A 25,763-nucleotide genomic window follows, 5' to 3' on the forward strand; every position below is an offset into this window, starting at 1 on the left:
CCAGAAGTAGCTAGTCTAACCGCAAGGGGGACGGTTACCACGGAGTGATTCATGACTGGGGTGAAGTCGTAACAAGGTAGCCGTAGGGGAACCTGCGGCTGGATCACCTCCTTAATCGAAGACATCAGCTTCTTCATAAGTTCCCACACGAATTGCTTGATTCAATTGCGAAGGCGATTGGGTCTGTAGCTCAGTTGGTTAGAGCGCACCCCTGATAAGGGTGAGGTCGGCAGTTCGAATCTGCCCAGACCCACCAATTGTCGCGGGGTCGAATGACCGGTTGACATTGGGGCCATAGCTCAGCTGGGAGAGCGCCTGCTTTGCACGCAGGAGGTCAGGAGTTCGATCCTCCTTGGCTCCACCACTCTCAGTTAGGCAGACCAAGAGCTCAGAATTGAATATCCGTGGTTGGATATTGAATTCTGAACTTTGTTTCAGAATCGTTCTTTAAAAATTCGGGTATGTGATAGAAGTGACTTATTGGGTGTTTCACTGCACTCAATAATTCAAGGCAAAATTTGCGAGTTCAAGCGCGAATTTTCGGCGAATGTCGTCTTCACCCCTATGATCGCAGGCAGATTGCTTGGGGTTATATGGTCAAGTGAAGAAGCGCATACGGTGGATGCCTTGGCAGTCAGAGGCGATGAAAGACGTGGTAGCCTGCGATAAGCTTCGGGGAGTCGGCAAACAGACTTTGATCCGGAGATCTCTGAATGGGGGAACCCACCTAGGATAACCTAGGTATCTTGTACTGAATCCATAGGTGCAAGAGGCGAACCAGGGGAACTGAAACATCTAAGTACCCTGAGGAACAGAAATCAACCGAGATTCCCTTAGTAGTGGCGAGCGAACGGGGACTAGCCCTTAAGCTTCTTGGATTTTAGCGGAACGCTCTGGAAAGTGCGGCCATAGTGGGTGATAGCCCCGTACGCGAAAGGGTCCAGGAAGTGAAATCGAGTAGGACGGAGCACGTGAAACTTTGTCTGAATATGGGGGGACCATCCTCCAAGGCTAAATACTACTGACTGACCGATAGTGAACCAGTACCGTGAGGGAAAGGCGAAAAGAACCCCGGAGAGGGGAGTGAAATAGAACCTGAAACCGTATGCGTACAAGCAGTGGGAGCCTACTTTGTTAGGTGACTGCGTACCTTTTGTATAATGGGTCAGCGACTTATATTCAGTGGCGAGCTTAACCGTATAGGGGAGGCGTAGCGAAAGCGAGTCTTAATAGGGCGTTTAGTCGCTGGGTATAGACCCGAAACCGGGCGATCTATCCATGGGCAGGTTGAAGGTTAGGTAACACTGACTGGAGGACCGAACCGACTACCGTTGAAAAGTTAGCGGATGACCTGTGGATCGGAGTGAAAGGCTAATCAAGCTCGGAGATAGCTGGTTCTCCTCGAAAGCTATTTAGGTAGCGCCTCACGTATCACTCCAGGGGGTAGAGCACTGTTTCGGCTAGGGGGTCATCCCGACTTACCAAACCGATGCAAACTCCGAATACCTGGAAGTGTCAGCGTGGGAGACACACGGCGGGTGCTAACGTCCGTCGTGAAAAGGGAAACAACCCAGACCGTCAGCTAAGGTCCCAAAGTTCTAGTTAAGTGGGAAACGATGTGGGAAGGCTTAGACAGCTAGGAGGTTGGCTTAGAAGCAGCCATCCTTTAAAGAAAGCGTAATAGCTCACTAGTCGAGTCGGCCTGCGCGGAAGATGTAACGGGGCTCAAACTAGACACCGAAGCTACGGGTTCGTCGTAAGACGAGCGGTAGAGGAGCGTTCTGTAAGCCTGTGAAGGTGAGTTGAGAAGCTTGCTGGAGGTATCAGAAGTGCGAATGCTGACATGAGTAACGACAATGCGAGTGAAAAACTCGCACGCCGAAAGACCAAGGGTTCCTGCGCAACGTTAATCGACGCAGGGTGAGTCGGCCCCTAAGGCGAGGCAGAAATGCGTAGTCGATGGGAAGCGGGTTAATATTCCCGCACTTCTAGTTACTGCGATGGAGGGACGGAGAAGGCTAGGCCAGCTTGGCGTTGGTTGTCCAAGTTTAAGGTGGTAGGCCGAACACTTAGGCAAATCCGGGTGTTCAAGGCCGAGAGCTGATGACGAGTGTTCTTCTAGAACACGAAGTGGTTGATGCCATGCTTCCAGGAAAAGCTTCTAAGCTTCAGGTAACTAGGAACCGTACCCCAAACCGACACAGGTGGTTGGGTAGAGAATACCAAGGCGCTTGAGAGAACTCGGGTGAAGGAACTAGGCAAAATGGCACCGTAACTTCGGGAGAAGGTGCGCCGGTGAGGGTGAACGATTTACTCGGTAAGCCCATGCCGGTCGAAGATACCAGGCCGCTGCGACTGTTTATTAAAAACACAGCACTCTGCAAACACGAAAGTGGACGTATAGGGTGTGACGCCTGCCCGGTGCCGGAAGGTTAATTGATGGGGTTAGCGCAAGCGAAGCTCTTGATCGAAGCCCCGGTAAACGGCGGCCGTAACTATAACGGTCCTAAGGTAGCGAAATTCCTTGTCGGGTAAGTTCCGACCTGCACGAATGGCGTAACGATGGCGGCGCTGTCTCCACCCGAGACTCAGTGAAATTGAAATCGCTGTGAAGATGCAGTGTATCCGCGGCTAGACGGAAAGACCCCGTGAACCTTTACTGTAGCTTTGCACTGGACTTTGAGCCTGCTTGTGTAGGATAGGTGGGAGGCTTTGAAGCGAGGACGCCAGTTCTCGTGGAGCCATCCTTGAAATACCACCCTGGCATGCTTGAGGTTCTAACTCTGGTCCGTCATCCGGATCGAGGACAGTGTATGGTGGGCAGTTTGACTGGGGCGGTCTCCTCCTAAAGAGTAACGGAGGAGTACGAAGGTGCGCTCAGACCGGTCGGAAATCGGTCGCAGAGTATAAAGGCAAAAGCGCGCTTGACTGCGAGACAGACACGTCGAGCAGGTACGAAAGTAGGTCTTAGTGATCCGGTGGTTCTGTATGGAAGGGCCATCGCTCAACGGATAAAAGGTACTCCGGGGATAACAGGCTGATACCGCCCAAGAGTTCATATCGACGGCGGTGTTTGGCACCTCGATGTCGGCTCATCACATCCTGGGGCTGAAGCCGGTCCCAAGGGTATGGCTGTTCGCCATTTAAAGTGGTACGCGAGCTGGGTTTAGAACGTCGTGAGACAGTTCGGTCCCTATCTGCCGTGGACGTTTGAGATTTGAGAGGGGCTGCTCCTAGTACGAGAGGACCGGAGTGGACGAACCTCTGGTGTTCCGGTTGTCACGCCAGTGGCATTGCCGGGTAGCTATGTTCGGAAGAGATAACCGCTGAAAGCATCTAAGCGGGAAACTCGCCTCAAGATGAGATCTCACTGGGATCTTGAATCCCCTGAAGGGCCGTCGAAGACTACGACGTTGATAGGTTGGGTGTGTAAGCGCTGTGAGGCGTTGAGCTAACCAATACTAATTGCCCGTGAGGCTTGACCATATAACACCCAAACAATCTGGTGATTGTGGGTGCGACTGGTGAAGTCGACAGACCGAAAATTGGCCTGAACCGCAAACAGACTGTCACATACCTGATTCGGGGTAGCGTCCCAGACGATGCCCCAACCGAATTGCTTGACGACCATAGAGCGTTGGAACCACCTGATCCCATCCCGAACTCAGCAGTGAAACGACGCATCGCCGATGGTAGTGTGGAGCTTCTCCATGTGAGAGTAGGTCATCGTCAAGCTTCTATCCTAAACCCCCGATACGCCCAGGCGTGTCGGGGGTTTGTCTTTGGCCCGAGAAAATTCAGGTTCACTGCGGCAGGTGTCCTGTTGCTTGATCCGCCCGCCCGGCGCGGGCTGGATTTCTATGCAATCAGGATGTGCATGGATATGATGCGTGCCTCATTGTGAGCCGGATCCAGCACATGCTGACGTTATTGAAACTTCTGCAGGACGGATGCTTCCATTCAGGTCAGGCCTTGGGTGACGCTCTTGGTGTGAGCAGGAGTGCTGTCTGGAAGCAGCTGCAGCAACTGGAGGCGGATCTCGGTCTTCCGATTTATAAGGTTCGTGGCCGAGGTTATCGGTTGCAGAGCCCATTGAGTCTGCTCGACCGAAGCATCCTGGAGAGGGAGGGCTGCCCTTGGTCGCATCAGATATTCAATTCGCTGGATTCCACCAATGCCGAAACGATGCGTCGTTTGGGCGCGGGCGCCGTGCCACCCTTTGCTGTCATCGCTGAGCGGCAGACAGAGGGCAGGGGGCGAAGAGGGCGTCGATGGGTGAGTCCCTATGCCCAGAACCTCTACTACAGTCTCGCATTGCGCGTCGATGGCGGTGCTCGCCAGCTCGAAGGCCTCAGCCTGGTCGTTGGCCTGGCTGTATTGAAGACATTGCGTTCATTTGGATTGGCCGAGGCTGGTCTCAAATGGCCAAACGATCTCCTGGTGGGTAATCGCAAGATTGCCGGGATTCTCCTCGAGCTCCTGGGGGATCCTGCTGATATCTGTCATGTGGTGGTTGGCATTGGAGTCAACGTGAACATGCAACTGGCCACTGAGGATATCGATCAGCCCTGGACATCCATGCGTACGGAGACCGGGGTTCTCGTCGACAGAAATGCATTGGTTGCCCGCTTGAATGAACACCTGGAAGACTACCTTGGGCGTCATAAGAGGGAAGGGTTCGCTGCCCTGCGCGCGGAGTGGGAGGGCGCCCATCTCTGGCAAGGACGACTGGTCAATCTGACCGCAGGTACACAGAGCATCCAGGGACGGGTCATGGGGATCGATGCGACAGGCGCCTTGCGCCTCAGTGTCGATGGCGAAGAGCGAGCTTATAGCGGTGGAGAGCTCAGTTTGAGGTTGAGTGATGATTCTTGAGCTTGACTGCGGCAACAGCTTTATCAAGTGGCGTGTAATCGACAATGAGCAGCTGGTTGCGCTTGCGGGGGGTGTCGTCGGTTCCGATGAGGAGCTTATATCTGCGCTGCAGGCAACTGCTGGCTTGGCGCTTCGCCAATGCCGACTGGTGAGCGTTCGTTCCGACGACGAAACTCGAGTGCTGACCAGTCGGCTGCACGAAGTCTTTGGTGTGTCCTGTGTCTGTGCGTCGCCTGCCATTGAGATGGCGGGAGTTCGCAATGGTTACTCTGAATATCAGCGTCTCGGACTGGATCGTTGGGTGGCCGTCCTCGGGGCATATCACATCGCTCGTAAGCCTTGCCTGGTCCTCGATCTCGGTACAGCTGTGACATCCGACCTTGTGACTGCGGGTGGGGAGCATCTCGGCGGATTCATCTGCCCGGGGATGCCGCTTATGCGTAATCAGCTGCGTACCCATACCCGGCGAATTCGCTATGACGATGAGGCTGCGGAAAAGGCGTTGCTCGACATGGCGCCCGGGCGCTCGACAGTCGAGGCGGTGGAGCGGGGGTGCCTGTTGATGCTTCGCGGTTTTGTTCAGGCGCAGATAGAACTGGCCTCCGAGTATCTTGGGGAAGAGTTCGAAGTCTTCCTTACTGGTGGTGATGCGCTCCTTGTCAGGGATGTGCTGCCGCGCGCCAGAGTGTTGCCTGATCTGGTGTTCGCCGGCCTGGCGATCGCCTGTCCATTGCATTGAGGTCGTTCCATGCGTTGGTTGTTTCTATTTCTCCTGGTTCTCAATCTCTTCTACTACGTCTGGCATCAGCAGCAGGCACCTCTGCGGCCAAAGGAGGTGGAGACTCTTTCCCTTTATAAGGGCGGGCAGCAGGACATCCGGCTGCTCAGCGAGTCCGGGAACGCCCAGCCGCGGCGCAGTGCTCCTGCGGCCGCGCCCGCCGAGGAGGCCGTATGTCTGTTCCTGGGTGGATTCGAGCGTGAAGAACAGGCTCGCGAAGTCGAGCAACGGCTTATCAGTCTGGATGTTCGTTCTGCGGTTCAACCTGTCGACGCCGCTGCAGGGACGGATTATTGGGTGTACCTAGCCCCTCTCGCTTCAAGGGAAGCGTCCCTGCGCCAGCTCAAGGAGCTCCAGGCGCGGAAAATCGACAGCTATATCGTGACCCAGGGTGACCTGGTCAACGGAATCTCTCTTGGAATCTTCCCGCGTATGGATTCTGCTGCGAGCGTAATGCAGCGTCTGCGAGACGCGGGTTATGAGCCTTTCATGCGGGAATTGTCTCGCGCGCACCGTGATTACTGGGTTCGCGTGGCCCCTGAAAGCCGCAGGCTGATTGCTGATCCGTTGCTCGAACAGCTGTCTCGAGATTTTTTTGGGCTAAAACATCAACTTATGCCGTGCGAGGGTGTTGCATCTCCTCGTTAGCTTGAATAGAATGGCGCCCGCTTCGCAGGGTGGCCCAGAAGGCTGAAATGCGAAGCTGCTGTCAAATGAAGCTAACCTCAAGATTTTAATGAGAAAAAGCTTGACAGTAGGGTGGCAGATGTTGAAAATGCCGCCTCACTTTGGAGGGGTTCCCGAGCGGCCAAAGGGATCAGACTGTAAATCTGACGTCATAGACTTCGAAGGTTCGAATCCTTCCCCCTCCACCAGATTCAAAGCGAGAGCTGCGAGCTCCGCGGGTATAGTTCAGTGGTAGAACCTCAGCCTTCCAAGCTGATGATGCGGGTTCGATTCCCGCTACCCGCTCCAGGTTTGCTGTTTTCGTAATGTGTTTGGCTCATGTAGCTCAGCTGGTAGAGCACACCCTTGGTAAGGGTGAGGTCAGCGGTTCAAATCCGCTCATGAGCTCCATCTTAACAAAGGCAGATATGAAAATATCTGCCTTTGTTTTAATGGTGGCGTGACTCGCTCAATTCTTTGATGGGAGACGTTCTCGATGGCTAAAGAAAAGTTCGAACGTAACAAACCGCACGTCAACGTCGGCACCATTGGTCACGTCGACCATGGCAAGACCACTCTGACTGCTGCTCTGACCAAGGTCTGCTCCGAGACCTGGGGTGGTTCGGCTCGTGCTTTCGACCAGATCGACAACGCTCCGGAAGAGAAGGCTCGCGGTATCACCATCAACACCTCCCACGTTGAGTACGATTCCGCCATTCGTCACTACGCTCACGTTGACTGCCCTGGTCACGCTGACTACGTGAAGAACATGATCACCGGTGCTGCCCAGATGGATGGCGCGATCCTGGTTTGCTCCGCTGCTGACGGCCCCATGCCGCAGACCCGCGAGCACATCCTGCTGTCCCGCCAGGTAGGTGTTCCTTACATCGTCGTGTTCCTGAACAAGGCCGACATGGTTGACGACGCCGAGCTGCTGGAGCTGGTCGAAATGGAAGTTCGCGACCTGCTGAACACCTACGACTTCCCGGGCGACGACACTCCGATCGTGGTCGGTTCCGCTCTGATGGCGCTGGAGGGCAAGGACGACAACGAAATCGGCGTTTCCGCCGTTCGTAAGCTGGTGGAGACCCTGGACTCCTACATTCCGGAGCCGGTGCGTGCCATCGACCAGCCGTTCCTGATGCCGATCGAGGACGTGTTCTCCATCTCCGGCCGCGGTACCGTGGTAACCGGTCGTGTTGAGCGCGGCATCGTCAAGGTGGGCGAGGAAATCGAAATCGTCGGTATCCGTCCGACCACCAAGACCACCTGCACCGGTGTGGAAATGTTCCGCAAGCTGCTCGACGAAGGTCGTGCTGGTGAGAACGTTGGCGCCCTGCTGCGCGGCACCAAGCGTGACGACGTAGAGCGTGGTCAGGTCCTGGCCAAGCCGGGTACCATCAAGCCGCACACCAAGTTCGAGTGCGAAGTGTACGTCCTGTCCAAGGAAGAAGGTGGTCGTCACACCCCGTTCTTCAAGGGCTATCGTCCGCAGTTCTACTTCCGTACCACTGACGTGACCGGTAACTGCGAACTGCCGGAAGGCGTAGAGATGGTAATGCCGGGCGACAACATCAAGATGGTTGTCACCCTGATCGCTCCGATCGCCATGGAAGACGGCCTGCGCTTCGCGATTCGCGAAGGCGGTCGTACCGTTGGTGCCGGCGTGGTTGCCAAGATCATCGAATAACGACTTGATCTTGGTCTGTCAGGCCGGCATAATGGTCGGCCTGACTTTGTTACAGGCCAGTAGCTCAATTGGCAGAGCGGCGGTCTCCAAAACCGCAGGTTGGGGGTTCGATTCCCTCCTGGCCTGCCAGATTCCAAGAAAGAGAATCTGGCATTTTTCCTCACAGGATCCTAGCTGATGAATGCCAAGGCTGAAGCCAAAGAAACACGCTTCGACGTTCTGAAGTGGGTCGTTGTGGTGGCTCTTGTCGCTGTTGGTGTGGTCGGCAATCAGTATTTCTCCGCTGAGCCGATCCTGTACCGTGTTCTCGCGCTGCTCGCTCTTGCTGCTGTTGCTGCTGTTGTGGCTCTGCAGACTGCCAAGGGTCAGGCTTTCTTCGTTCTTGCCAAGGAAGCGCGCGCAGAAATTCGCAAGGTTGTTTGGCCGACCCGTCAGGAAACCACCCAGACCACTCTGATTGTCGTGGCTGTCGTGCTGGTAATGGCGCTGCTGTTGTGGGGGCTTGATACCCTGCTCGGCTGGCTTGTTTCGTTGATTGTTGGTTAATAGGTGCGCCGTGGCTAAGCGTTGGTACGTTGTGCATGCTTACTCGGGTTACGAGAAGCATGTCATGCGCTCGCTGATCGAGCGCGTCAAGCTGGCTGGCATGGAAGACGAGTTCGGCGAGATTCTGGTTCCCACTGAAGAAGTGGTGGAAATGCGCAATGGCCAGAAGCGCAAGAGCGAGCGTAAGTTCTTCCCTGGCTATGTGCTGGTCCAGATGGAGATGAATGAGGCGACTTGGCACCTGATCAAGGATACGCCTCGTGTCATGGGTTTCATTGGCGGTACTGCCGACAAGCCTGCGCCGATTACCGAGAAAGAAGCCGAGGCCATCCTGCGTCGCGTTGCCGACAGCGGTGACAAGCCGAAGCCGAAGACTCTGTTCGAGCCGGGTGAAACTGTGCGAGTCATCGATGGTCCGTTTGCGGACTTCAATGGTGTCGTTGAAGAAGTCAACTACGAGAAGAGCCGGATCCAGGTGGCCGTGCTCATCTTCGGCCGCTCTACCCCGGTAGAGCTGGAGTTCAGTCAGGTCGAGAAGGCTTAACTGACAATGGCATCCCAACCCCGCAGCCCTAGGTTGCGGGGTTTTGTCGTCACTGGGATAAACGCGAAAGCAATCGGGGAGCCTTCGGGCGCTAGAACCCGTAACTGGAGTTATACATGGCTAAGAAGATTCAAGCTTATATCAAGCTGCAAGTGAAGGCCGGTCAGGCCAACCCGTCGCCGCCGGTCGGCCCCGCTCTGGGTCAGCACGGCGTGAACATCATGGAGTTCTGCAAGGCGTTCAACGCCAAGACCCAGGGCCTCGAGCCGGGTCTGCCGACTCCCGTGATCATCACCGTATACAGCGACCGCAGCTTCACTTTCGAGACCAAGAGCACCCCGGCTTCCGTGCTGCTGAAAAAAGCAGCCGGCATCACCAGTGGCTCGCCGCGTCCGAACACCCAGAAAGTAGGCACCGTTACCCGTGCTCAGCTGGAAGAGATCGCCAAAGCCAAGAAGGCTGATCTGACTGCAGCTGACCTGGATGCGGCCGTGCGTAGCATCGCCGGTTCCGCGCGTAGCATGGGCCTGAACGTGGAGGGTGTGTAATGGCTAAGCTGACCAAGCGCCAAAAGGCTATCGCCGAGAAAGTAGAAGCTGGCAAGCAGTACGCTTTCGAAGACGCCGCCAAACTGCTGGCTGAACTGGCTACCTCCAAGTTCAAAGAGTCTGTTGACGTCGCCATCAATCTGGGCGTCGATCCGCGTAAATCCGACCAGGTCGTTCGTGGTGCCACCGTTCTGCCGAACGGCACCGGCAAGAGCGTCCGCGTTGCCGTGTTCACCCAGGGTCCGGCTGCGGAAGCTGCTCTGGCTGCCGGCGCTGAGAAAGTCGGTATGGACGAGCTGGCTGCCGAAATGAAGGCCGGCGACCTGAACTACGACGTCGTCATCGCCTCCCCGGACGCGATGCGTGTTGTGGGTCAGCTGGGCCAGATTCTCGGTCCGCGCGGCCTGATGCCGAACCCGAAGGTCGGCACCGTTACTCCGGACGTCGCTACCGCTGTCAAGAATGCCAAGGCTGGTCAGGTGCGTTTCCGTACCGACAAGAACGGCATCATCCACGCCTCCGTTGGCAAGGTCGACTTCGAGCCGATCAAGCTGAAGCAGAACGTGGAAGCCCTGCTGGCTGACCTGAAGCGTCTGAAGCCGTCCACCTCCAAGGGTGTGTACCTGAAGCGCGTGACCCTGAGCACTACCATGGGCCCGGGTCTGCAGATCGATCAGGCTTCCCTCGAAGGCTAAGTGATAAAAGCGCGACGGATTCGTCCGTCGCGCCAGGTATTGGGGTCCCTGCCTGGCGGGGGCTATCCAAGACCGTAGGCGGCAGGAGCCTTAAACCGGGAAGCGATTCCCAGGCCTACGCAGATGGTGCTCCCGATTCGTTTACCGAATCAGACACCAAAACGCCGTCCGGCCCCGGCTGGACGAAACGGTAACATCCAGGAGTTAGACCCGTGGCAATTAAACTCGAAGACAAGAAGGCCATCGTCGCTGAAGTCAACGAGGCTGCCAAAGCTGGCCTGTCCGCTGTCGTGGCCGATGCCCGTGGCGTGACCGTAGCCGCTATGACCGGACTCCGTAAAGAGGCCCGCGAAGCTGGCGTATACGTGCGTGTCGTACGTAACACCCTGGCTCGCCGCGCCGTTGCCGGCACTCAGTTCGAAGTGCTCAACGACGTGTTCAAAGGCCCGACCCTGATTGCGTTCTCCAACGAACATCCGGGCGCCGCTGCCCGTATCTTCAAGGAATTCGCCAAGGGTCAGGACAAGTTCGAGATCAAGGCCGCTGCATTCGAGGGCCAGTTCCTCGCAGCCAATCAGATCGACGTACTGGCGACCCTGCCGACCTACAACGAAGCCGTTGCACAGCTGATGAGCGTGATCCAAGGCGCTACCAGCAAGCTGGCTCGTACTCTGGCGGCTATTCGCGACCAGAAAGAAGGCGCTGCTGCCTGATTCAGGCCGCATAACCCTCTTTCAGCTGAATCTTTAAATTTTGATGGCCGCGAAGGCTGTCCACCAATACAGGAATTAGAGTCATGGCTCTGACCAACGAAGACATCATCAACGCCGTATCCGAAATGTCCGTCATGCAGATCGTTGAACTGATCAAGGCGATGGAAGAGAAGTTCGGTGTTACCGCTGCTGCCGCCGTTGCCGCTGGCCCGGCTGCTGCCGCTGCTGTTGTTGAAGAACAAACCGAGTTCACCATCGTTCTGGCCGAAGCCGGCGAGAAGAAAGTGAACGTGATCAAGGTTGTTCGCGAACTGACCGGTCTGGGTCTGAAAGAAGCCAAGGCAGTTGTTGACGGCGCCCCGGGCGTTGTTAAAGAAGGCGCTTCGAAAGAAGAAGCTGAAGCTGCCAAGAAGGCCCTGGAAGAAGCTGGCGCCAAAGTCGAGCTCAAGTAAGCGACGACCTTGCGTCAACAGCCTCCGCGCTTCGCGCAAGGCTGACGGCTGGTGGCTTATGCCACCGGCCTTTTTCCGTTCTAGGTGGTTGTCTCCGGACGCCGCCTGGGACGTGACCCGACCTCCAGTGGGAGGCGGAGCAAACCAAGGGGTTTGCACGATTTTCTGGCTACTCCCGTCGGAGGGGCCAAACAAGCAGGTGACCAAGCTGGGGAACGCTGATGGCTTACTCATACACTGAGAAAAAACGTATCCGCAAAGACTTTAGCAAGTTGCCGGACGTCATGGATGTACCCTACCTCCTGGCCATCCAGCTGGATTCGTATCGCGAATTCCTGCAGGCGGGAGTCAGCAAAGAGCAATTCCGTGACATCGGCCTGCACGCGGCCTTCAAGTCTGTTTTCCCGATCATCAGCTATTCCGGCAACGCCGCTCTGGAATATGTCGGCTATCGCCTGGGTGAGCCGGCGTTCGATGTCAAGGAATGCGTGCTGCGTGGCGTGACCTTCGCCGTGCCGCTGCGGGTAAAAGTCCGTCTGATCATTTTCGACAAAGAGTCGTCGAACAAAGCGATCAAGGACATCAAGGAACAAGAAGTCTACATGGGGGAAATCCCCCTGATGACCGAGAACGGCACCTTCATCATCAACGGTACCGAGCGCGTCATCGTTTCCCAGTTGCACCGTTCTCCGGGTGTGTTCTTCGACCACGACCGTGGCAAGACCCACAGCTCGGGCAAGCTGCTGTACTCCGCTCGAATCATCCCCTACCGCGGTTCCTGGCTGGACTTCGAGTTCGATCCGAAGGATTGCGTGTTCGTCCGTATCGACCGTCGCCGCAAACTGCCGGCTACCGTCCTGCTGCGCGCGCTGAACTACAGCACTGAAGAAGTGCTGAACGCCTTCTATGCCACCAACGTATTCCACGTGAAGGGCGAAGGCCTGCACCTGGAACTGGTTCCGCAGCGTCTGCGTGGCGAGATCGCCGTGTTCGACATCAAGGACCAGAGTGGCAAGGTGATTGTTGAGCAGGGCCGTCGTATCACCGCCCGCCACATCAACCAGCTGGAAAAGGCTGGCATCAAGGAGCTGGAAGTCCCGATGGACTACGTGCTTGGCCGTACCAGCGCCAAGGCTATCGTGCATCCGGCTACCGGCGAGATCATTGCCGAGTGCAATACCGAGCTGACCACCGACCTGCTGGTGAAGATCGCCAAGGCCCAGGTAGTCCGCATCGAGACCCTGTACACCAACGACATCGACTGCGGTCCGTTCATTTCGGACACCCTGAAGATCGACTCCACCGGCAACCAGCTGGAAGCCCTGGTCGAGATCTACCGCATGATGCGTCCTGGCGAGCCGCCGACCAAGGAAGCCGCCGAAACCCTGTTCAACAACCTGTTCTTCAGCGCCGAGCGTTACGACCTGTCCGCCGTCGGTCGCATGAAGTTCAATCGCCGCATCGGTCGTACCGAGATCGAAGGCTCCGGCGTGCTGAGCAAGGAAGACATCGTTGACGTACTGAAGACCCTGGTCGACATCCGTAACGGCAAGGGCATCGTCGACGATATCGACCACCTGGGTAACCGTCGCGTACGTTGCGTTGGCGAAATGGCCGAGAACCAGTTCCGTGTCGGCCTCGTGCGTGTAGAGCGCGCGGTCAAGGAACGTCTGTCCATGGCCGAAAGCGAAGGCCTGATGCCTCAGGACCTGATCAACGCCAAGCCGGTGGCTGCTGCGATCAAGGAGTTCTTCGGCTCCAGCCAGCTGTCCCAGTTCATGGACCAGAACAACCCGCTCTCCGAGATCACCCACAAGCGCCGTGTTTCCGCACTCGGCCCGGGCGGTCTGACTCGTGAACGTGCAGGCTTCGAAGTCCGCGACGTACACCCGACCCACTACGGCCGCGTGTGCCCGATCGAAACCCCTGAAGGTCCGAACATCGGTCTGATCAACTCCCTGGCGACCTACGCCCGCACCAACCAGTACGGCTTCCTGGAAAGCCCGTACCGCGTGGTCAAGGAAGGTACGGTCACCGACGACATCGTCTTCCTCTCCGCTATCGAAGAGGCTGACCACGTCATCGCCCAGGCTTCCGCCACCCTGAACGAACAGGGTCAACTGGTGGACGAGCTGGTAGCCGTACGTCACCTGAACGAGTTCACCGTCAAGGCGCCGGAAGACGTGACCCTGATGGACGTGTCGCCGAAGCAGGTCGTTTCCGTCGCTGCCTCGCTGATTCCGTTCCTCGAGCACGACGACGCCAACCGTGCACTCATGGGCTCGAACATGCAGCGTCAGGCCGTGCCGACCCTGCGTGCCGACAAGCCTCTGGTAGGTACCGGCATGGAGCGCAACGTCGCCCGTGACTCCGGTGTCTGCGTCGTGGCCCGTCGTGGCGGCGTGATCGACTCCGTCGACGCCAGCCGTATCGTGGTTCGCGTCAACGACGACGAAGTCGAGACCGGCGAAGCAGGTGTGGATATCTACAACCTGACCAAATACACCCGTTCCAACCAGAACACCTGCATCAACCAGCGTCCGCTGGTGCAGAAGGGTGATGTGGTCGCTCGTGCCGACATCCTCGCCGATGGTCCGTCCACCGACATGGGTGAACTCGCTCTGGGTCAGAACATGCGCGTAGCGTTCATGCCCTGGAACGGTTTCAACTTCGAGGACTCCATCTGCCTGTCCGAGCGTGTGGTGCAGGAAGATCGCTTCACCACCATCCACATCCAGGAACTGACCTGTGTGGCGCGTGACACCAAGCTCGGCCCAGAGGAAATCACCGCGGACATCCCGAACGTGGGTGAGGCTGCGCTGAACAAGCTGGACGAGGCCGGTATCGTTTACGTCGGTGCCGAAGTACAGGCTGGCGACATCCTGGTCGGCAAGGTCACCCCGAAAGGCGAAACCCAGCTGACTCCGGAAGAGAAGCTGCTGCGTGCGATCTTCGGCGAGAAGGCGTCCGACGTGAAGGACACTTCCCTGCGCGTGCCGACCGGCACCAAGGGCACCGTCATCGACGTGCAGGTCTTCACCCGCGATGGCGTCGAACGCGACTCGCGCGCCCTGTCCATCGAGAAGATGCAGCTGGATGAGATCCGCAAGGACCTGAACGAGGAGTTCCGTATCGTCGAAGGCGCCACCTTCGAGCGTCTGCGTTCCGCTCTTGTCGGCCAGGTTGCCGAAGGCGGCGCGGGCCTGAAGAAGGGCACCGAAATCACCGACGAGTACCTCGATGGTCTCGAGCGCGGCCAGTGGTTCAAGCTGCGCATGTCGGAAGACGCTCTTAACGAGCAGCTGGAGAAGGCACAGGCCTACCTGTCCGACCGTCGCCAGATGCTGGACGACAAGTTCGAAGACAAGAAGCGCAAGCTGCAGCAGGGCGACGACCTGGCTCCGGGCGTGCTGAAGATCGTCAAGGTCTACCTGGCCATCAAGCGTCGCATCCAGCCGGGCGACAAGATGGCGGGCCGTCACGGTAACAAGGGTGTGGTCTCCGTGATCATGCCGGTCGAAGACATGCCGCACGACGCCAATGGCACTCCGGTGGATATCGTTCTGAACCCGCTGGGCGTACCGTCTCGTATGAACGTCGGTCAGATCCTCGAAACTCACCTGGGCCTCGCAGCCAAGGGCCTGGGCGAGAAGATCAACCGCATGATGGAAGAGCAGCGCAAGATTGCTGAACTGCGTGAGTTCCTCCACGAGATCTACAACGAGATCGGTGGCCGTCAGGAAAACCTGAACGAGCTGAGTGACCAGGAAATCCTGGACCTGGCGAAGAACCTGAAGGGCGGCGTACCCATGGCCACCCCGGTGTTCGACGGCGCCAAGGAAAGCGAGATCAAGGCCATGCTGAAGCTCGCTGACTTGCCGGAGAGCGGTCAGATGCGCCTGTTCGACGGTCGTACCGGCAATCAGTTCGAGCGTCCGACCACCGTCGGCTACATGTACATGCTCAAGCTGAACCACCTGGTCGACGACAAGATGCACGCACGTTCCACCGGTTCCTACAGCCTGGTTACCCAGCAGCCGCTGGGTGGTAAGGCGCAGTTCGGTGGCCAGCGTTTCGGGGAGATGGAGGTCTGGGCACTGGAAGCCTACGGCGCCGCCTACACCCTGCAGGAAATGCTGACCGTGAAGTCGGACGACGTGAACGGCCGGACCAAGATGTACAAGAACATCGTGGACGGCGATCACCGCATGGAGGCCGGCATGCCCGAGTCCTTCAACGTGCTGATCAAAGAGATCCGCTCGCTCGGCATCGACATCGAACTGGAAACCGAATAACACGCGACGCCCAAAACGCTACGGCTGGTCAAGGCCGGCCGTAGCGGGTCCGTGAGGAGGAAAGGCCTTGAAAGACTTGCTGAATCTGTTGAAAAACCAGGGTCAAATCGAAGAGTTCGATGCCATCCGTATTGGTCTGGCCTCGCCCGAGATGATCCGTTCCTGGTCCTTCGGTGAAGTGAAGAAGCCGGAGACCATCAACTACCGTACCTTCAAGCCGGAGCGCGATGGCCTTTTCTGCGCCAAGATCTTCGGCCCGGTGAAGGACTACGAGTGCCTGTGCGGTAAGTACAAGCGCCTCAAGCACCGCGGTGTGATCTGCGAGAAGTGCGGCGTTGAAGTCGCTCTGGCCAAAGTGCGCCGTGAGCGCATGGGCCACATCGAGCTGGCTTCGCCCGTTGCTCACATCTGGTTCCTGAAGTCCCTGCCGTCCCGTATCGGCCTGCTGCTGGACATGACCCTGCGTGACATCGAGCGCGTGCTCTATTTCGAGAGCTACGTGGTGATCGATCCGGGCATGACCACCCTGGAGAAAGGCCAGCTGCTGAACGACGAGCAGTACTTCGAAGCCCTCGAAGAGTTCGGTGACGACTTCGATGCCCGCATGGGTGCCGAAGCCGTTCGCGAGCTGCTCAACGCCATCGATCTGGAGCACGAGATCGGCCGCCTGCGCGAAGAGATTCCGCAGACCAACTCGGAAACCAAGATCAAGAAGCTGTCCAAGCGCCTGAAGCTGATGGAAGCCTTCAAGGACTCCGGCAACCATCCGGAGTGGATGGTGCTGACCGTCCTGCCGGTGCTGCCGCCGGACCTGCGTCCGCTGGTTCCGCTGGATGGCGGTCGCTTTGCGACTTCCGACCTGAACGATCTGTATCGTCGCGTCATCAACCGTAACAACCGTCTGAAGCGCCTGCTCGACCTGGCTGCTCCGGACATCATCGTGCGCAACGAAAAGCGCATGCTGCAGGAAGCTGTTGACGCCCTGCTGGACAACGGCCGCCGTGGCCGTGCCATCACCGGCTCGAACAAGCGCCCGCTTAAGTCCCTGGCTGACATGATCAAGGGTAAGCAGGGTCGCTTCCGTCAGAACCTGCTCGGTAAGCGCGTTGACTACTCCGGTCGTTCGGTAATCACCGTGGGTCCGACCCTGCGCCTGCACCAGTGCGGTCTGCCCAAGAAAATGGCTCTGGAGCTGTTCAAGCCGTTCATCTTCGGCAAGCTGGAAGCCCGCGGCATGGCCACCACCATCAAGGCGGCCAAGAAGATGGTCGAGCGCGAACTGCCCGAGGTCTGGGACGTTCTCGCCGAAGTCATCCGCGAACACCCCGTACTGCTGAACCGTGCGCCGACCCTGCACCGTCTGGGTATCCAGGCATTCGAGCCGGTACTGATCGAAGGCAAGGCCATCCAGCTGCACCCGCTGGTCTGCGCCGCGTACAACGCCGACTTCGACGGTGACCAGATGGCCGTTCACGTCCCGCTGACCCTCGAGGCCCAGCTGGAAGCGCGCGCACTGATGATGTCCACCAACAACATCCTGTCGCCCGCCAACGGTGAGCCGATCATCGTGCCGTCCCAGGACGTGGTTCTGGGTCTGTACTACATGACCCGTGAAGCCGTTAACGCCAAGGGCGAAGGTCGCGTATTCGCTGACCTGCAGGAAGTCGACCGCGTGTTCCGCGCGGGCGAGGCGTCCCTGCACGCCCGCGTGAAAGTGCGGATCAACGAGACCGTCAAGGAAAAGGACGGCAGCATCAACAAGAACACCCGCATCGTCGACACCACCGTCGGCCGCGCGCTGCTGTTCCAGGTTGTGCCGGCCGGCCTGTCCTTCGACGTGGTCAACCAGCCGATGAAGAAGAAGGCGATCTCCAAACTGATCAACCAGTGCTACCGCGTGGTGGGTCTGAAGGACACCGTCATCTTCGCTGACCAGCTGATGTACACCGGTTTCGCTTATTCCACCATTTCCGGTGTGTCCATCGGCGTGAATGACTTCGTCATTCCGGACGAGAAGGCCCGCATCATCGATGCCGCCACCGAGGAAGTGAAAGAGATCGAGTCCCAGTACGCCTCCGGCCTGGTAACCCAGGGCGAGAAGTACAACAAGGTGATCGACCTCTGGTCCAAGGCGAACGACGAAGTGTCCAAGGCGATGATGTCCAACCTCTCGAAAGAGAAGGTCATCGATCGCGAAGGCAAGGAAGTCGATCAGGAGTCCTTCAACTCCATGTACATGATGGCGGACTCCGGTGCGCGGGGTTCCGCGGCCCAGATCCGTCAGCTGGCCGGTATGCGTGGCCTGATGGCCAAGCCGGACGGCTCCATCATCGAGACCCCGATCACCGCGAACTTCCGTGAAGGCCTGAACGTACTCCAGTACTTCATCTCCACTCACGGTGCTCGTAAGGGTCTGGCGGATACCGCACTGAAGACCGCGAACTCCGGTTACCTGACCCGTCGTCTCGTGGACGTCGCGCAGGACCTGGTAGTGACCGAGATCGACTGCGGTACCGAGCACGGTCTGCTGATGACCCCGCACATCGAAGGCGGCGACGTGGTCGAGCCTCTGGGTGAGCGCGTCCTCGGTCGTGTGATCGCCCGTGACGTGTTCAAGCCGGGCAGCGACGACGGCGAGATCATCGTTCCTGCCGGCACGCTGATCGACGAGCAGTGGGTAGAGTTCATCGAGCGCATGAGCGTCGACGAAGTGGTCGTGCGTTCGCCGATCACCTGCGAAACCCGCTACGGCATCTGCGCCAAGTGCTACGGTCGCGACCTCGCTCGCGGTCACCGCGTGAACATCGGTGAAGCAGTCGGTGTAATCGCCGCCCAGTCCATCGGTGAACCGGGTACCCAGCTGACCATGCGTACCTTCCACATCGGTGGTGCCGCAAGCCGTACCTCGGCAGCTGACAACGTCCAGGTGAAGAACGGCGGTACCATCCGCCTGCATAACCTGAAGCACGTAGAGCGTGCCGACGGCGCCCTGGTGGCGGTGTCCCGTTCCGGCGAGCTGGCCGTTGCCGACGATTTCGGTCGCGAGCGCGAGCGTTACAAGCTGCCGTACGGCGCCGTGATCTCCGTGAAGGAAGGCGACAAGGTCGATCCGGGCGCGATTGTTGCCAAGTGGGATCCGCACACCCACCCGATCGTGACCGAAATGAAGGGTACCGTGACCTTCGTCGGCATGGAGGAAGGCATCACCATCAAGCGCCAGACCGACGAACTGACCGGTCTGACCAACATCGAGGTTCTGGATCCGAAGGATCGCCCGGCTGCCGGCAAGGACATTCGTCCGGCCGTGAAGCTGGTCGACGCCAATGGCAAGGAGCTGCTGCTGCCGGGTACCGACGTTCCCGCTCAGTACTTCCTGCCGGCGAACGCCCTGGTTGGCGTGGCTGACGGCGCACAGGTGGGTGTGGGTGACGTTATCGCCCGTATCCCGCAGGAAACCTCGAAGACCCGCGACATCACCGGTGGTCTGCCGCGCGTTGCCGACCTGTTCGAAGCCCGTCGTCCGAAGGAGCCTTCGATCCTGGCGGAAATCAGCGGCACCATCTCCTTCGGCAAGGAAACCAAGGGCAAGCGCCGCCTGGTCATCACCCCCAACGACGGTTCCGATCCTTACGAGGAGCTGATTCCGAAGTGGCGTCACCTGAACGTGTTCGAAGGTGAACAGGTGAACCGTGGCGAAGTGATCTCCGACGGTCCGAGCAACCCGCACGACATCCTGCGCCTGCTGGGTGTCAGCTCGCTGGCCAAGTACATCGTCAACGAGATCCAGGACGTGTACCGCCTGCAGGGTGTGAAGATCAACGACAAGCACATCGAGACCATCCTGCGTCAGATGCTGCGTAAGGTGGAGATTGCCGAGTCCGGCGATTCCAGCTTCATCAAGGGCGACCAGATGGAGCTGACCCAGGTGCTGGAAGAGAACGAGCGTCTGGCGACCGAGGACCGTTTCGTTGCCAAGTACGAGCGTGTTCTGCTGGGTATCACCAAGGCCTCGCTGTCCACCGAGTCGTTCATCTCCGCGGCTTCCTTCCAGGAAACCACCCGCGTTCTCACCGAGGCGGCGGTTACCGGCAAGCGCGACTACCTGCGCGGCCTGAAGGAAAACGTGGTGGTGGGTCGTCTGATCCCGGCCGGTACCGGCCTGGCCTACCACAGCGAGCGCAAGCGTCAGCGCGACGCCGGCAAGCCGGTTCGCGTAAGCGCCAGCGAAGTGGAAGCGGCGCTGACCGAAGCGCTGAATTCCAGCAGCAACTAAGAGCAATGCCCCCTGAAGGCTCCGGCCTTCAGGGGGCTTTGCCTTGACGGGGGCATTCAGTCTCTTTAGACTCATGCACCCCTAAATTTGGCAGGGCGCATTGCCCTGTCATTTTGCTTTCTTTGTAAGGCAATAGCGTCGAAAGACAACAGTGGAGCAATTAGATGGCAACTATTAACCAGCTGGTGCGTAAGCCGCGCAGCCGTATCGTCGAGAAATCCGACGTACCTGCGCTGCAAAACTGCCCGCAGCGTCGCGGCGTTTGCACCCGCGTCTACACCACTACGCCGAAGAAGCCGAACTCCGCACTCCGTAAGGTTTGCCGTGTTCGTCTGACCAACGGCTACGAAGTGACTTCGTACATCGGTGGTGAGGGTCACAACCTGCAAGAGCACAGCGTAGTGCTGATCCGTGGCGGTCGTGTAAAGGACCTTCCGGGTGTGCGTTACCACACCGTTCGCGGTTCGCTGGATACCACCGGCGTTAAAGACCGTAAGCAGGGTCGTTCCAAGTACGGTACCAAGCGTCCGAAGTAATTCGGTGCCTGACCAATTTTCATATTCATTGAGTCGATAAGAGTAAGGTCGGGCGTAACCAGATGGTTATGGTCCCGGGCTAACCTGAAGACCGTTTGAGGGCTTATCAATGCCAAGACGTCGTGTAGCAGCAAAGCGTGAGATCCTGGACGATCCGAAGTACGGAAGCCAGATTCTCGCCAAGTTCATGAACCACGTGATGGAAAGCGGCAAAAAAGCAGTAGCCGAGCGCATCGTTTACGGTGCTCTGGATACCGTTAAATCCCGCAAGAACAGCGATCCCCTGGAGATCTTCGAGAAAGCTCTCGACGCCATCGCTCCGCTGGTCGAAGTTAAGTCCCGCCGTGTGGGCGGTGCTACCTACCAGGTTCCGGTCGAAGTTCGTCCGTCCCGTCGTAATGCCCTGGCTATGCGTTGGCTGGTCGAGTCCGCGCGCAAGCGTGGTGAGAAATCCATGGCTCTGCGTCTCGCAGGCGAGCTGCTGGATGCCTTCGATGGCAAAGGCGCTGCTGTCAAGAAGCGTGAAGACGTGCATCGCATGGCAGAGGCCAACAAGGCCTTCTCGCATTATCGCTTCTAATCTAGCGAGGATTTTTTCGTGGCTCGTACAACCCCTATCAACCGCTACCGTAACATCGGTATCTGCGCCCACGTAGATGCCGGTAAGACCACCACTACGGAGCGGATCCTGTTCTACACAGGTCTCAGCCACAAAATGGGTGAGGTGCACGACGGCGCCGCCACTACCGACTGGATGGTGCAGGAGCAGGAGCGCGGTATCACCATTACCTCCGCTGCTGTAACCACCTTCTGGCAGGGTTCTCGTGGCCAGTACGACAAGTACCGCGTCAACGTGATCGATACCCCCGGCCACGTGGACTTCACCATTGAAGTAGAGCGCTCGCTGCGCGTACTCGATGGCGCTGTCGTTGTGTTCTGCGGTACTTCCGGCGTTGAGCCTCAGTCCGAAACCGTATGGCGTCAGGCCAACAAGTACGGTGTGCCGCGCGTCGTGTACGTCAACAAGATGGACCGTGCCGGTGCCGACTTCCTGCGCGTAGTTGGTCAGATCAAGAACCGCCTGGGTCACACCCCGGTTCCGGTTCAGCTGGCGATCGGTGCTGAAGACGACTTCCAGGGCCAGATCGACCTCATCAAGATGAAGGCGATCTACTGGAACGAAGACGACAAGGGTACTACCTACCGTGAGGAGGAGATCCCTGCCGAGCTTCAGGACCTGGCCGAAGAGTGGCGCAACAACATGGTTGAAGCTGCCGCCGAAGCCAACGAAGAGCTGATGAACAAATACCTGGAAGAGGGTGAGCTGACTGCCGAGGAAATCAAGGCCGGTCTGCGTGCTCGTACTCTCGCCAGCGAGATCGTTCCGGCTGTTTGCGGTTCTTCCTTCAAGAACAAGGGCGTGCCCCTGGTTCTCGATGCCGTGATCGACTTCCTGCCGGCTCCGACCGAGATCCCGCCGATTCAGGGTGTCCATCCGGACAGCACTGACGACAACGAGATCCAGGACGAGCGCCGCGCCGACGACGCAGAGCCCTTCTCGGCTCTGGCGTTCAAGATCGCGACCGACCCCTTCGTGGGCACCCTTACCTTCGCTCGCGTTTACTCCGGCGTCCTGACCTCCGGTGACTCCGTTCTGAACTCGGTGAAGGGCAAGAAAGAGCGCGTTGGTCGGATGGTGCAGATGCACGCCAACCAGCGTGAAGAGATCAAGGAATGCCGCGCTGGTGACATCGCTGCTCTGATTGGCATGAAGGACGTCACCACTGGTGACACCCTGTGCGACATCGAGAAGCCGATCGTTCTCGAGCGCATGGACTTCCCGGAGCCGGTGATCTCGGTTGCCGTAGAGCCGAAGACCAAGGCTGACCAGGAGAAGATGGGCATCGCCCTCGGCAAGCTGGCTCAGGAAGACCCGTCCTTCCGCGTGAAGACTGACGAAGAATCCGGCCAGACCATCATCTCCGGTATGGGTGAGCTGCACCTGGACATCATCGTCGACCGCATGAAGCGCGAATTCGGCGTTGAGGCCAACATCGGTAAGCCGCAGGTGTCCTACCGCGAAACCATCTCCAAGGACAATGTCGAGATCGAAGGCAAGTTCGTTCGTCAGTCCGGTGGTCGTGGTCAGTTCGGTCACTGCTGGATCCGCTTCTCCGCCGCTGATGTGGATGAGAAGGGCAACATTGCCGAAGGTCTGGTGTTCACCAACGAAGTCGTGGGTGGTGTGGTTCCGAAGGAATACATCCCGGCAATCCAGAAGGGTATCGAAGAGCAGATGAAGAACGGCGTTGTTGCCGGTTATCCGCTCATCGGCCTGAAGGCTACCGTGTTTGACGGCTCCTACCACGACGTCGACTCCAACGAGATGGCGTTCAAGATCGCTGCCTCCATGGCGACCAAGCAGCTGGCCCAGAAGGGCGGTGGTAAGGTGCTTGAGCCGATCATGAAGGTAGAGGTAGTGACCCCCGAGGACTACATGGGTGACGTGATGGGTGACCTGAACCGTCGTCGTGGTCTGATTCAGGGGATGGAAGACTCGGTTTCCGGTAAGGTTATCCGTGCCGAGGTTCCGCTGGGCGAGATGTTCGGTTACGCAACCGACGTGCGTTCCATGTCCCAGGGTCGCGCGAGCTACTCCATGGAATTCTCCAAATACGCCGAAGCTCCGTCGAACATCGTCGAAGCACTGGTTAAAAAACAAGGTTGATTCAGCCCTTTAAGTAAGAGGTTTACTGTCGTGGCTAAGGAAAAATTCGAACGTAACAAACCGCACGTCAACGTTGGCACCATCGGTCACGTTGACCATGGCAAGACCACTCTGACTGCTGCTCTGACCAAGGTCTGCTCCGAGACCTGGGGTGGTTCGGCTCGCGCTTTCGACCAGATCGACAACGCTCCGGAAGAGAAGGCTCGCGGTATCACCATCAACACCTCCCACGTTGAGTACGATTCCGCCATTCGTCACTACGCTCACGTTGACTGCCCCGGTCACGCTGACTACGTGAAGAACATGATCACCGGTGCTGCCCAGATGGACGGCGCGATCCTGGTTTGCTCCGCTGCTGACGGCCCCATGCCGCAGACCCGCGAGCACATCCTGCTGTCCCGCCAGGTAGGTGTTCCTTACATCGTCGTGTTCCTGAACAAGGCCGACATGGTTGACGACGCCGAGCTGCTGGAACTGGTCGAAATGGAAGTTCGCGACCTGCTGAACACCTACGACTTCCCGGGCGACGACACTCCGATTGTGGTCGGTTCCGCTCTGATGGCGCTGGAAGGCAAGGACGACAACGAAATCGGCGTTTCCGCCGTTCGTAAGTTGGTAGAGACCCTGGACTCCTACATTCCGGAGCCGGTGCGTGCCATCGACCAGCCGTTCCTGATGCCGATCGAAGACGTGTTCTCCATCTCCGGCCGCGGTACTGTGGTAACCGGTCGTGTTGAGCGCGGCATCGTCAAGGTGGGCGAGGAAATCGAAATCGTCGGTATCCGTCCGACCACCAAGACCACCTGCACCGGTGTGGAAATGTTCCGCAAGCTGCTCGACGAAGGTCGTGCTGGTGAGAACGTTGGCGCCCTGCTGCGCGGCACCAAGCGTGACGACGTAGAGCGTGGTCAGGTCCTGGCCAAGCCGGGCACCATCAAGCCGCACACCAAGTTCGAGTGCGAAGTGTACGTCCTGTCCAAGGAAGAAGGTGGTCGTCACACCCCGTTCTTCAAGGGCTACCGTCCGCAGTTCTACTTCCGTACCACTGACGTGACCGGTAACTGCGAGCTGCCGGAAGGCGTAGAGATGGTAATGCCGGGCGACAACATCAAGATGGTTGTCACCCTGATCGCTCCGATCGCCATGGAAGACGGCCTGCGCTTCGCGATTCGCGAAGGCGGTCGTACCGTTGGTGCCGGCGTGGTTGCCAAGATCATCGAGTAATCGAAGATCTCGCTAAGAGAAAAGGGCCCTCCGGGGCCCTTTTCTTTTGGTTGGTCAAAAGTTGACACCCTACAAGAGCATCCGTACAATCACGCCTCCTTTTAACGGGCGTAGTCCGTCCGTTGGGGATAGCAGAGATAGAGTCTGAGGTCAAAATGCAAAACCAACAAATCCGTATTCGGTTGAAGGCTTTTGACCATCGCCTGATCGATCAATCCACCCAGGAAATCGTGGAAACCGCGAAACGTACTGGTGCTCAGGTGCGTGGTCCTATTCCTCTGCCTACTCGCAAAGAGCGGTACACCGTTCTGATCTCCCCGCACGTCAACAAAGACGCGCGCGATCAGTACGAAATTCGTACCCACAAGCGTGTTCTGGACATCGTCCAGCCGACGGATAAAACCGTCGATGCGCTGATGAAGCTCGACCTTGCGGCAGGCGTGGAAGTGCAGATCAGCCTCGGCTAATAACCTTCGGGTTTTAGTCGTGTAACGCTCTGAAATGGGCGGCCATAGCGGGTGAAAGCCCCGTACACTCATGAGGTTTACAACATGACTATTGGTGTAGTCGGTCGTAAGTGCGGCATGACCCGCATTTTCACCGAAGAAGGTGTCTCCATTCCGGTTACGGTCATTGAGATCGAGCCGAATCGCGTGACCCAGTTCAAAACCGAAGAAAGCGATGGCTATCGCGCCGTGCAGGTAACTGTCGGTGAGCGTCGCGCCTCTCGCGTGACCAAGGCGCAAGCCGGTCACTTCGCCAAGGCTAACGTGGCTGCTGGTCGCGGTGTCTGGGAATTCCGCCTTGAAGAAGGTGAGTACCAGGCCGGTGATCAGGTTACTGCGGAGCTGTTCCAGGCTGGTCAACTGGTAGATGTTACCGGTCAGTCCAAGGGTAAAGGCTATGCCGGTACCATCAAGCGCTGGAACTTCCGTGGTCAGGACAACACCCACGGTAACTCCGTTTCCCACCGCGCCCCGGGTTCTATTGGCCAGTGCCAGACTCCTGGTCGTGTCTTCAAGGGCAAGAAAATGTCCGGTCACCTCGGTGCCGAGCGTGTGACTGTTCAGTCCCTGGAAGTTGTGCGTGTCGATGCAGAACGCAATCTGCTGCTGGTCAAAGGTGCCGTTCCTGGCGCTACCGGCGGTGATGTGGTTGTGCGTCCGGCAGCCAAGGCTCGCGGTTAAGAGGGGAAGCTGA

Annotated in this window: 18 protein-coding genes, 6 tRNA genes and 3 rRNA genes (1 of these 27 running past the window's edge); all 27 read left to right on the top strand. The window is 58.1% G+C overall.

From position 1 onward, the window contains the following. Positions 1-114: ribosomal RNA gene (locus tag FXN65_RS02790) — 16S ribosomal RNA — on the top strand (it extends 1,422 nt beyond the left edge of the window). A 65-nt stretch (positions 115-179) separates the two neighbouring features. After that, positions 180-256, top strand: a tRNA-Ile gene (locus tag FXN65_RS02795). A gap of 32 nt (positions 257-288) precedes the next feature. Next, positions 289-364, top strand: a tRNA-Ala gene (locus FXN65_RS02800). Between the two features lie 231 nt (positions 365-595). Next, positions 596-3,486: ribosomal RNA gene (locus FXN65_RS02805) — 23S ribosomal RNA — on the top strand. 133 nt (positions 3,487-3,619) lie between these two features. Further along, a 5S ribosomal RNA gene (gene rrf, locus FXN65_RS02810) occupies positions 3,620-3,735 on the top strand. The 16S, 23S and 5S rRNA genes sit together here with 2 tRNA genes alongside, the layout of an rRNA operon. Before the next feature lie 183 nt (positions 3,736-3,918). Then, positions 3,919-4,875, top strand: coding sequence for a bifunctional biotin--[acetyl-CoA-carboxylase] ligase/biotin operon repressor BirA (birA, locus tag FXN65_RS02815; protein ID WP_151131563.1), 957 nt, complete (start codon positions 3,919-3,921; stop codon positions 4,873-4,875). After that, the gene (locus FXN65_RS02820; protein ID WP_151131564.1) at positions 4,865-5,614 is read left to right on the top strand and encodes a pantothenate kinase; all 750 of its coding nucleotides are present in this window, start codon (positions 4,865-4,867) and stop codon (positions 5,612-5,614) included. The genes birA and FXN65_RS02820 overlap by 11 nt, the downstream gene beginning before the upstream one ends. Before the next feature lie 9 nt (positions 5,615-5,623). After that, complete coding sequence (locus FXN65_RS02825) at positions 5,624-6,301, top strand: SPOR domain-containing protein (RefSeq protein ID WP_151131565.1); 678 nt, start codon at positions 5,624-5,626, stop codon at positions 6,299-6,301. A gap of 142 nt (positions 6,302-6,443) precedes the next feature. Then, positions 6,444-6,528, top strand: a tRNA-Tyr gene (locus FXN65_RS02830). A 26-nt stretch (positions 6,529-6,554) separates the two neighbouring features. Then, a tRNA-Gly gene (locus FXN65_RS02835) sits at positions 6,555-6,628 on the top strand. A gap of 26 nt (positions 6,629-6,654) precedes the next feature. Next, a tRNA-Thr gene (locus FXN65_RS02840) sits at positions 6,655-6,730 on the top strand. Between the two features lie 85 nt (positions 6,731-6,815). Then, the gene (tuf, locus tag FXN65_RS02845) at positions 6,816-8,009 is read left to right on the top strand and encodes an elongation factor Tu (RefSeq protein WP_103102850.1); all 1,194 of its coding nucleotides are present in this window, start codon (positions 6,816-6,818) and stop codon (positions 8,007-8,009) included. A gap of 53 nt (positions 8,010-8,062) precedes the next feature. Then, positions 8,063-8,138, top strand: a tRNA-Trp gene (locus FXN65_RS02850). 48 nt (positions 8,139-8,186) lie between these two features. Further along, a complete protein-coding gene (gene secE / locus FXN65_RS02855; protein ID WP_151131566.1) occupies positions 8,187-8,555 on the top strand; it encodes a preprotein translocase subunit SecE in 369 nt (122 codons plus the stop codon). Between the two features lie 10 nt (positions 8,556-8,565). Next, positions 8,566-9,099 (top strand): transcription termination/antitermination protein NusG, encoded by a 534-nt coding sequence (nusG, locus tag FXN65_RS02860; RefSeq protein ID WP_028630537.1) that lies wholly within the window; start codon positions 8,566-8,568, stop codon positions 9,097-9,099. Positions 9,100-9,215: 116 nt separating this feature from the next. Beyond that, positions 9,216-9,647 carry a 50S ribosomal protein L11 gene (rplK, locus tag FXN65_RS02865; protein WP_151131567.1) on the top strand — a complete coding sequence of 144 codons (432 nt, stop codon included), beginning with the start codon at positions 9,216-9,218 and terminating at the stop codon, positions 9,645-9,647. Continuing rightward, entirely contained in the window at positions 9,647-10,342 is a 696-nt protein-coding gene (gene rplA, locus FXN65_RS02870; protein WP_151131568.1) for a 50S ribosomal protein L1, read from the top strand. Before rplK ends, rplA begins: the two co-directional genes overlap by 1 nt. 212 nt (positions 10,343-10,554) lie before the next feature. Next, a complete protein-coding gene (gene rplJ, locus FXN65_RS02875) occupies positions 10,555-11,055 on the top strand; it encodes a 50S ribosomal protein L10 (protein ID WP_016490524.1) in 501 nt (166 codons plus the stop codon). 83 nt (positions 11,056-11,138) lie between these two features. Then, positions 11,139-11,507 carry a 50S ribosomal protein L7/L12 gene (rplL, locus tag FXN65_RS02880; protein ID WP_044870887.1) on the top strand — a complete coding sequence of 123 codons (369 nt, stop codon included), beginning with the start codon at positions 11,139-11,141 and terminating at the stop codon, positions 11,505-11,507. Between the two features lie 221 nt (positions 11,508-11,728). After that, entirely contained in the window at positions 11,729-15,802 is a 4,074-nt protein-coding gene (gene rpoB, locus FXN65_RS02885; RefSeq protein WP_151131569.1) for a DNA-directed RNA polymerase subunit beta, read from the top strand. Positions 15,803-15,869: 67 nt separating this feature from the next. Next, a complete protein-coding gene (gene rpoC, locus FXN65_RS02890; protein ID WP_151131570.1) occupies positions 15,870-20,075 on the top strand; it encodes a DNA-directed RNA polymerase subunit beta' in 4,206 nt (1,401 codons plus the stop codon). A 164-nt stretch (positions 20,076-20,239) separates the two neighbouring features. Further along, a complete protein-coding gene (rpsL, locus tag FXN65_RS02895) occupies positions 20,240-20,611 on the top strand; it encodes a 30S ribosomal protein S12 (RefSeq protein WP_003448708.1) in 372 nt (123 codons plus the stop codon). 109 nt (positions 20,612-20,720) lie between these two features. Further along, on the top strand, positions 20,721-21,191 hold the full coding sequence (rpsG, locus tag FXN65_RS02900; protein ID WP_151131571.1) for a 30S ribosomal protein S7: 471 nt from the start codon (positions 20,721-20,723) through the stop codon (positions 21,189-21,191). A gap of 18 nt (positions 21,192-21,209) precedes the next feature. Next, entirely contained in the window at positions 21,210-23,339 is a 2,130-nt protein-coding gene (gene fusA, locus FXN65_RS02905) for an elongation factor G (RefSeq protein WP_151131572.1), read from the top strand. 30 nt (positions 23,340-23,369) lie between these two features. Beyond that, positions 23,370-24,563 (top strand): elongation factor Tu, encoded by a 1,194-nt coding sequence (gene tuf, locus FXN65_RS02910; protein WP_103102850.1) that lies wholly within the window; start codon positions 23,370-23,372, stop codon positions 24,561-24,563. Positions 24,564-24,718: 155 nt separating this feature from the next. After that, positions 24,719-25,030: a 30S ribosomal protein S10 gene (rpsJ, locus tag FXN65_RS02915; protein ID WP_003243886.1), complete on the top strand. Its 312-nt coding sequence runs from the start codon at positions 24,719-24,721 to the stop codon at positions 25,028-25,030. An 84-nt stretch (positions 25,031-25,114) separates the two neighbouring features. Next, positions 25,115-25,750 (top strand): 50S ribosomal protein L3, encoded by a 636-nt coding sequence (rplC, locus tag FXN65_RS02920; RefSeq protein ID WP_151131573.1) that lies wholly within the window; start codon positions 25,115-25,117, stop codon positions 25,748-25,750. Positions 25,751-25,763 lie beyond the last annotated feature (13 nt).

Source organism: Pseudomonas lalkuanensis (assembly GCF_008807375.1).
Lineage (GTDB): Bacteria > Pseudomonadota > Gammaproteobacteria > Pseudomonadales > Pseudomonadaceae > Metapseudomonas > Metapseudomonas lalkuanensis.

What these genes read in the sequence shown, in the direction of transcription:
- birA (WP_151131563.1), top strand. Translation starts at nt 3,919, where the DNA reads ATGCTGACGTTATTGAAACTTCTGCAGGACGGATGCTTCCATTCAGGT.
- FXN65_RS02820 (WP_151131564.1), top strand. Translation starts at nt 4,865, where the DNA reads ATGATTCTTGAGCTTGACTGCGGCAACAGCTTTATCAAGTGGCGTGTA.
- FXN65_RS02825 (WP_151131565.1), top strand. Translation starts at nt 5,624, where the DNA reads ATGCGTTGGTTGTTTCTATTTCTCCTGGTTCTCAATCTCTTCTACTAC.
- tuf (WP_103102850.1), top strand. Translation starts at nt 6,816, where the DNA reads ATGGCTAAAGAAAAGTTCGAACGTAACAAACCGCACGTCAACGTCGGC.
- secE (WP_151131566.1), top strand. Translation starts at nt 8,187, where the DNA reads ATGAATGCCAAGGCTGAAGCCAAAGAAACACGCTTCGACGTTCTGAAG.
- rplK (WP_151131567.1), top strand. Translation starts at nt 9,216, where the DNA reads ATGGCTAAGAAGATTCAAGCTTATATCAAGCTGCAAGTGAAGGCCGGT.
- rplA (WP_151131568.1), top strand. Translation starts at nt 9,647, where the DNA reads ATGGCTAAGCTGACCAAGCGCCAAAAGGCTATCGCCGAGAAAGTAGAA.
- rplL (WP_044870887.1), top strand. Translation starts at nt 11,139, where the DNA reads ATGGCTCTGACCAACGAAGACATCATCAACGCCGTATCCGAAATGTCC.
- rpoB (WP_151131569.1), top strand. Translation starts at nt 11,729, where the DNA reads ATGGCTTACTCATACACTGAGAAAAAACGTATCCGCAAAGACTTTAGC.
- rpsL (WP_003448708.1), top strand. Translation starts at nt 20,240, where the DNA reads ATGGCAACTATTAACCAGCTGGTGCGTAAGCCGCGCAGCCGTATCGTC.
- rpsG (WP_151131571.1), top strand. Translation starts at nt 20,721, where the DNA reads ATGCCAAGACGTCGTGTAGCAGCAAAGCGTGAGATCCTGGACGATCCG.
- rpsJ (WP_003243886.1), top strand. Translation starts at nt 24,719, where the DNA reads ATGCAAAACCAACAAATCCGTATTCGGTTGAAGGCTTTTGACCATCGC.
- rplC (WP_151131573.1), top strand. Translation starts at nt 25,115, where the DNA reads ATGACTATTGGTGTAGTCGGTCGTAAGTGCGGCATGACCCGCATTTTC.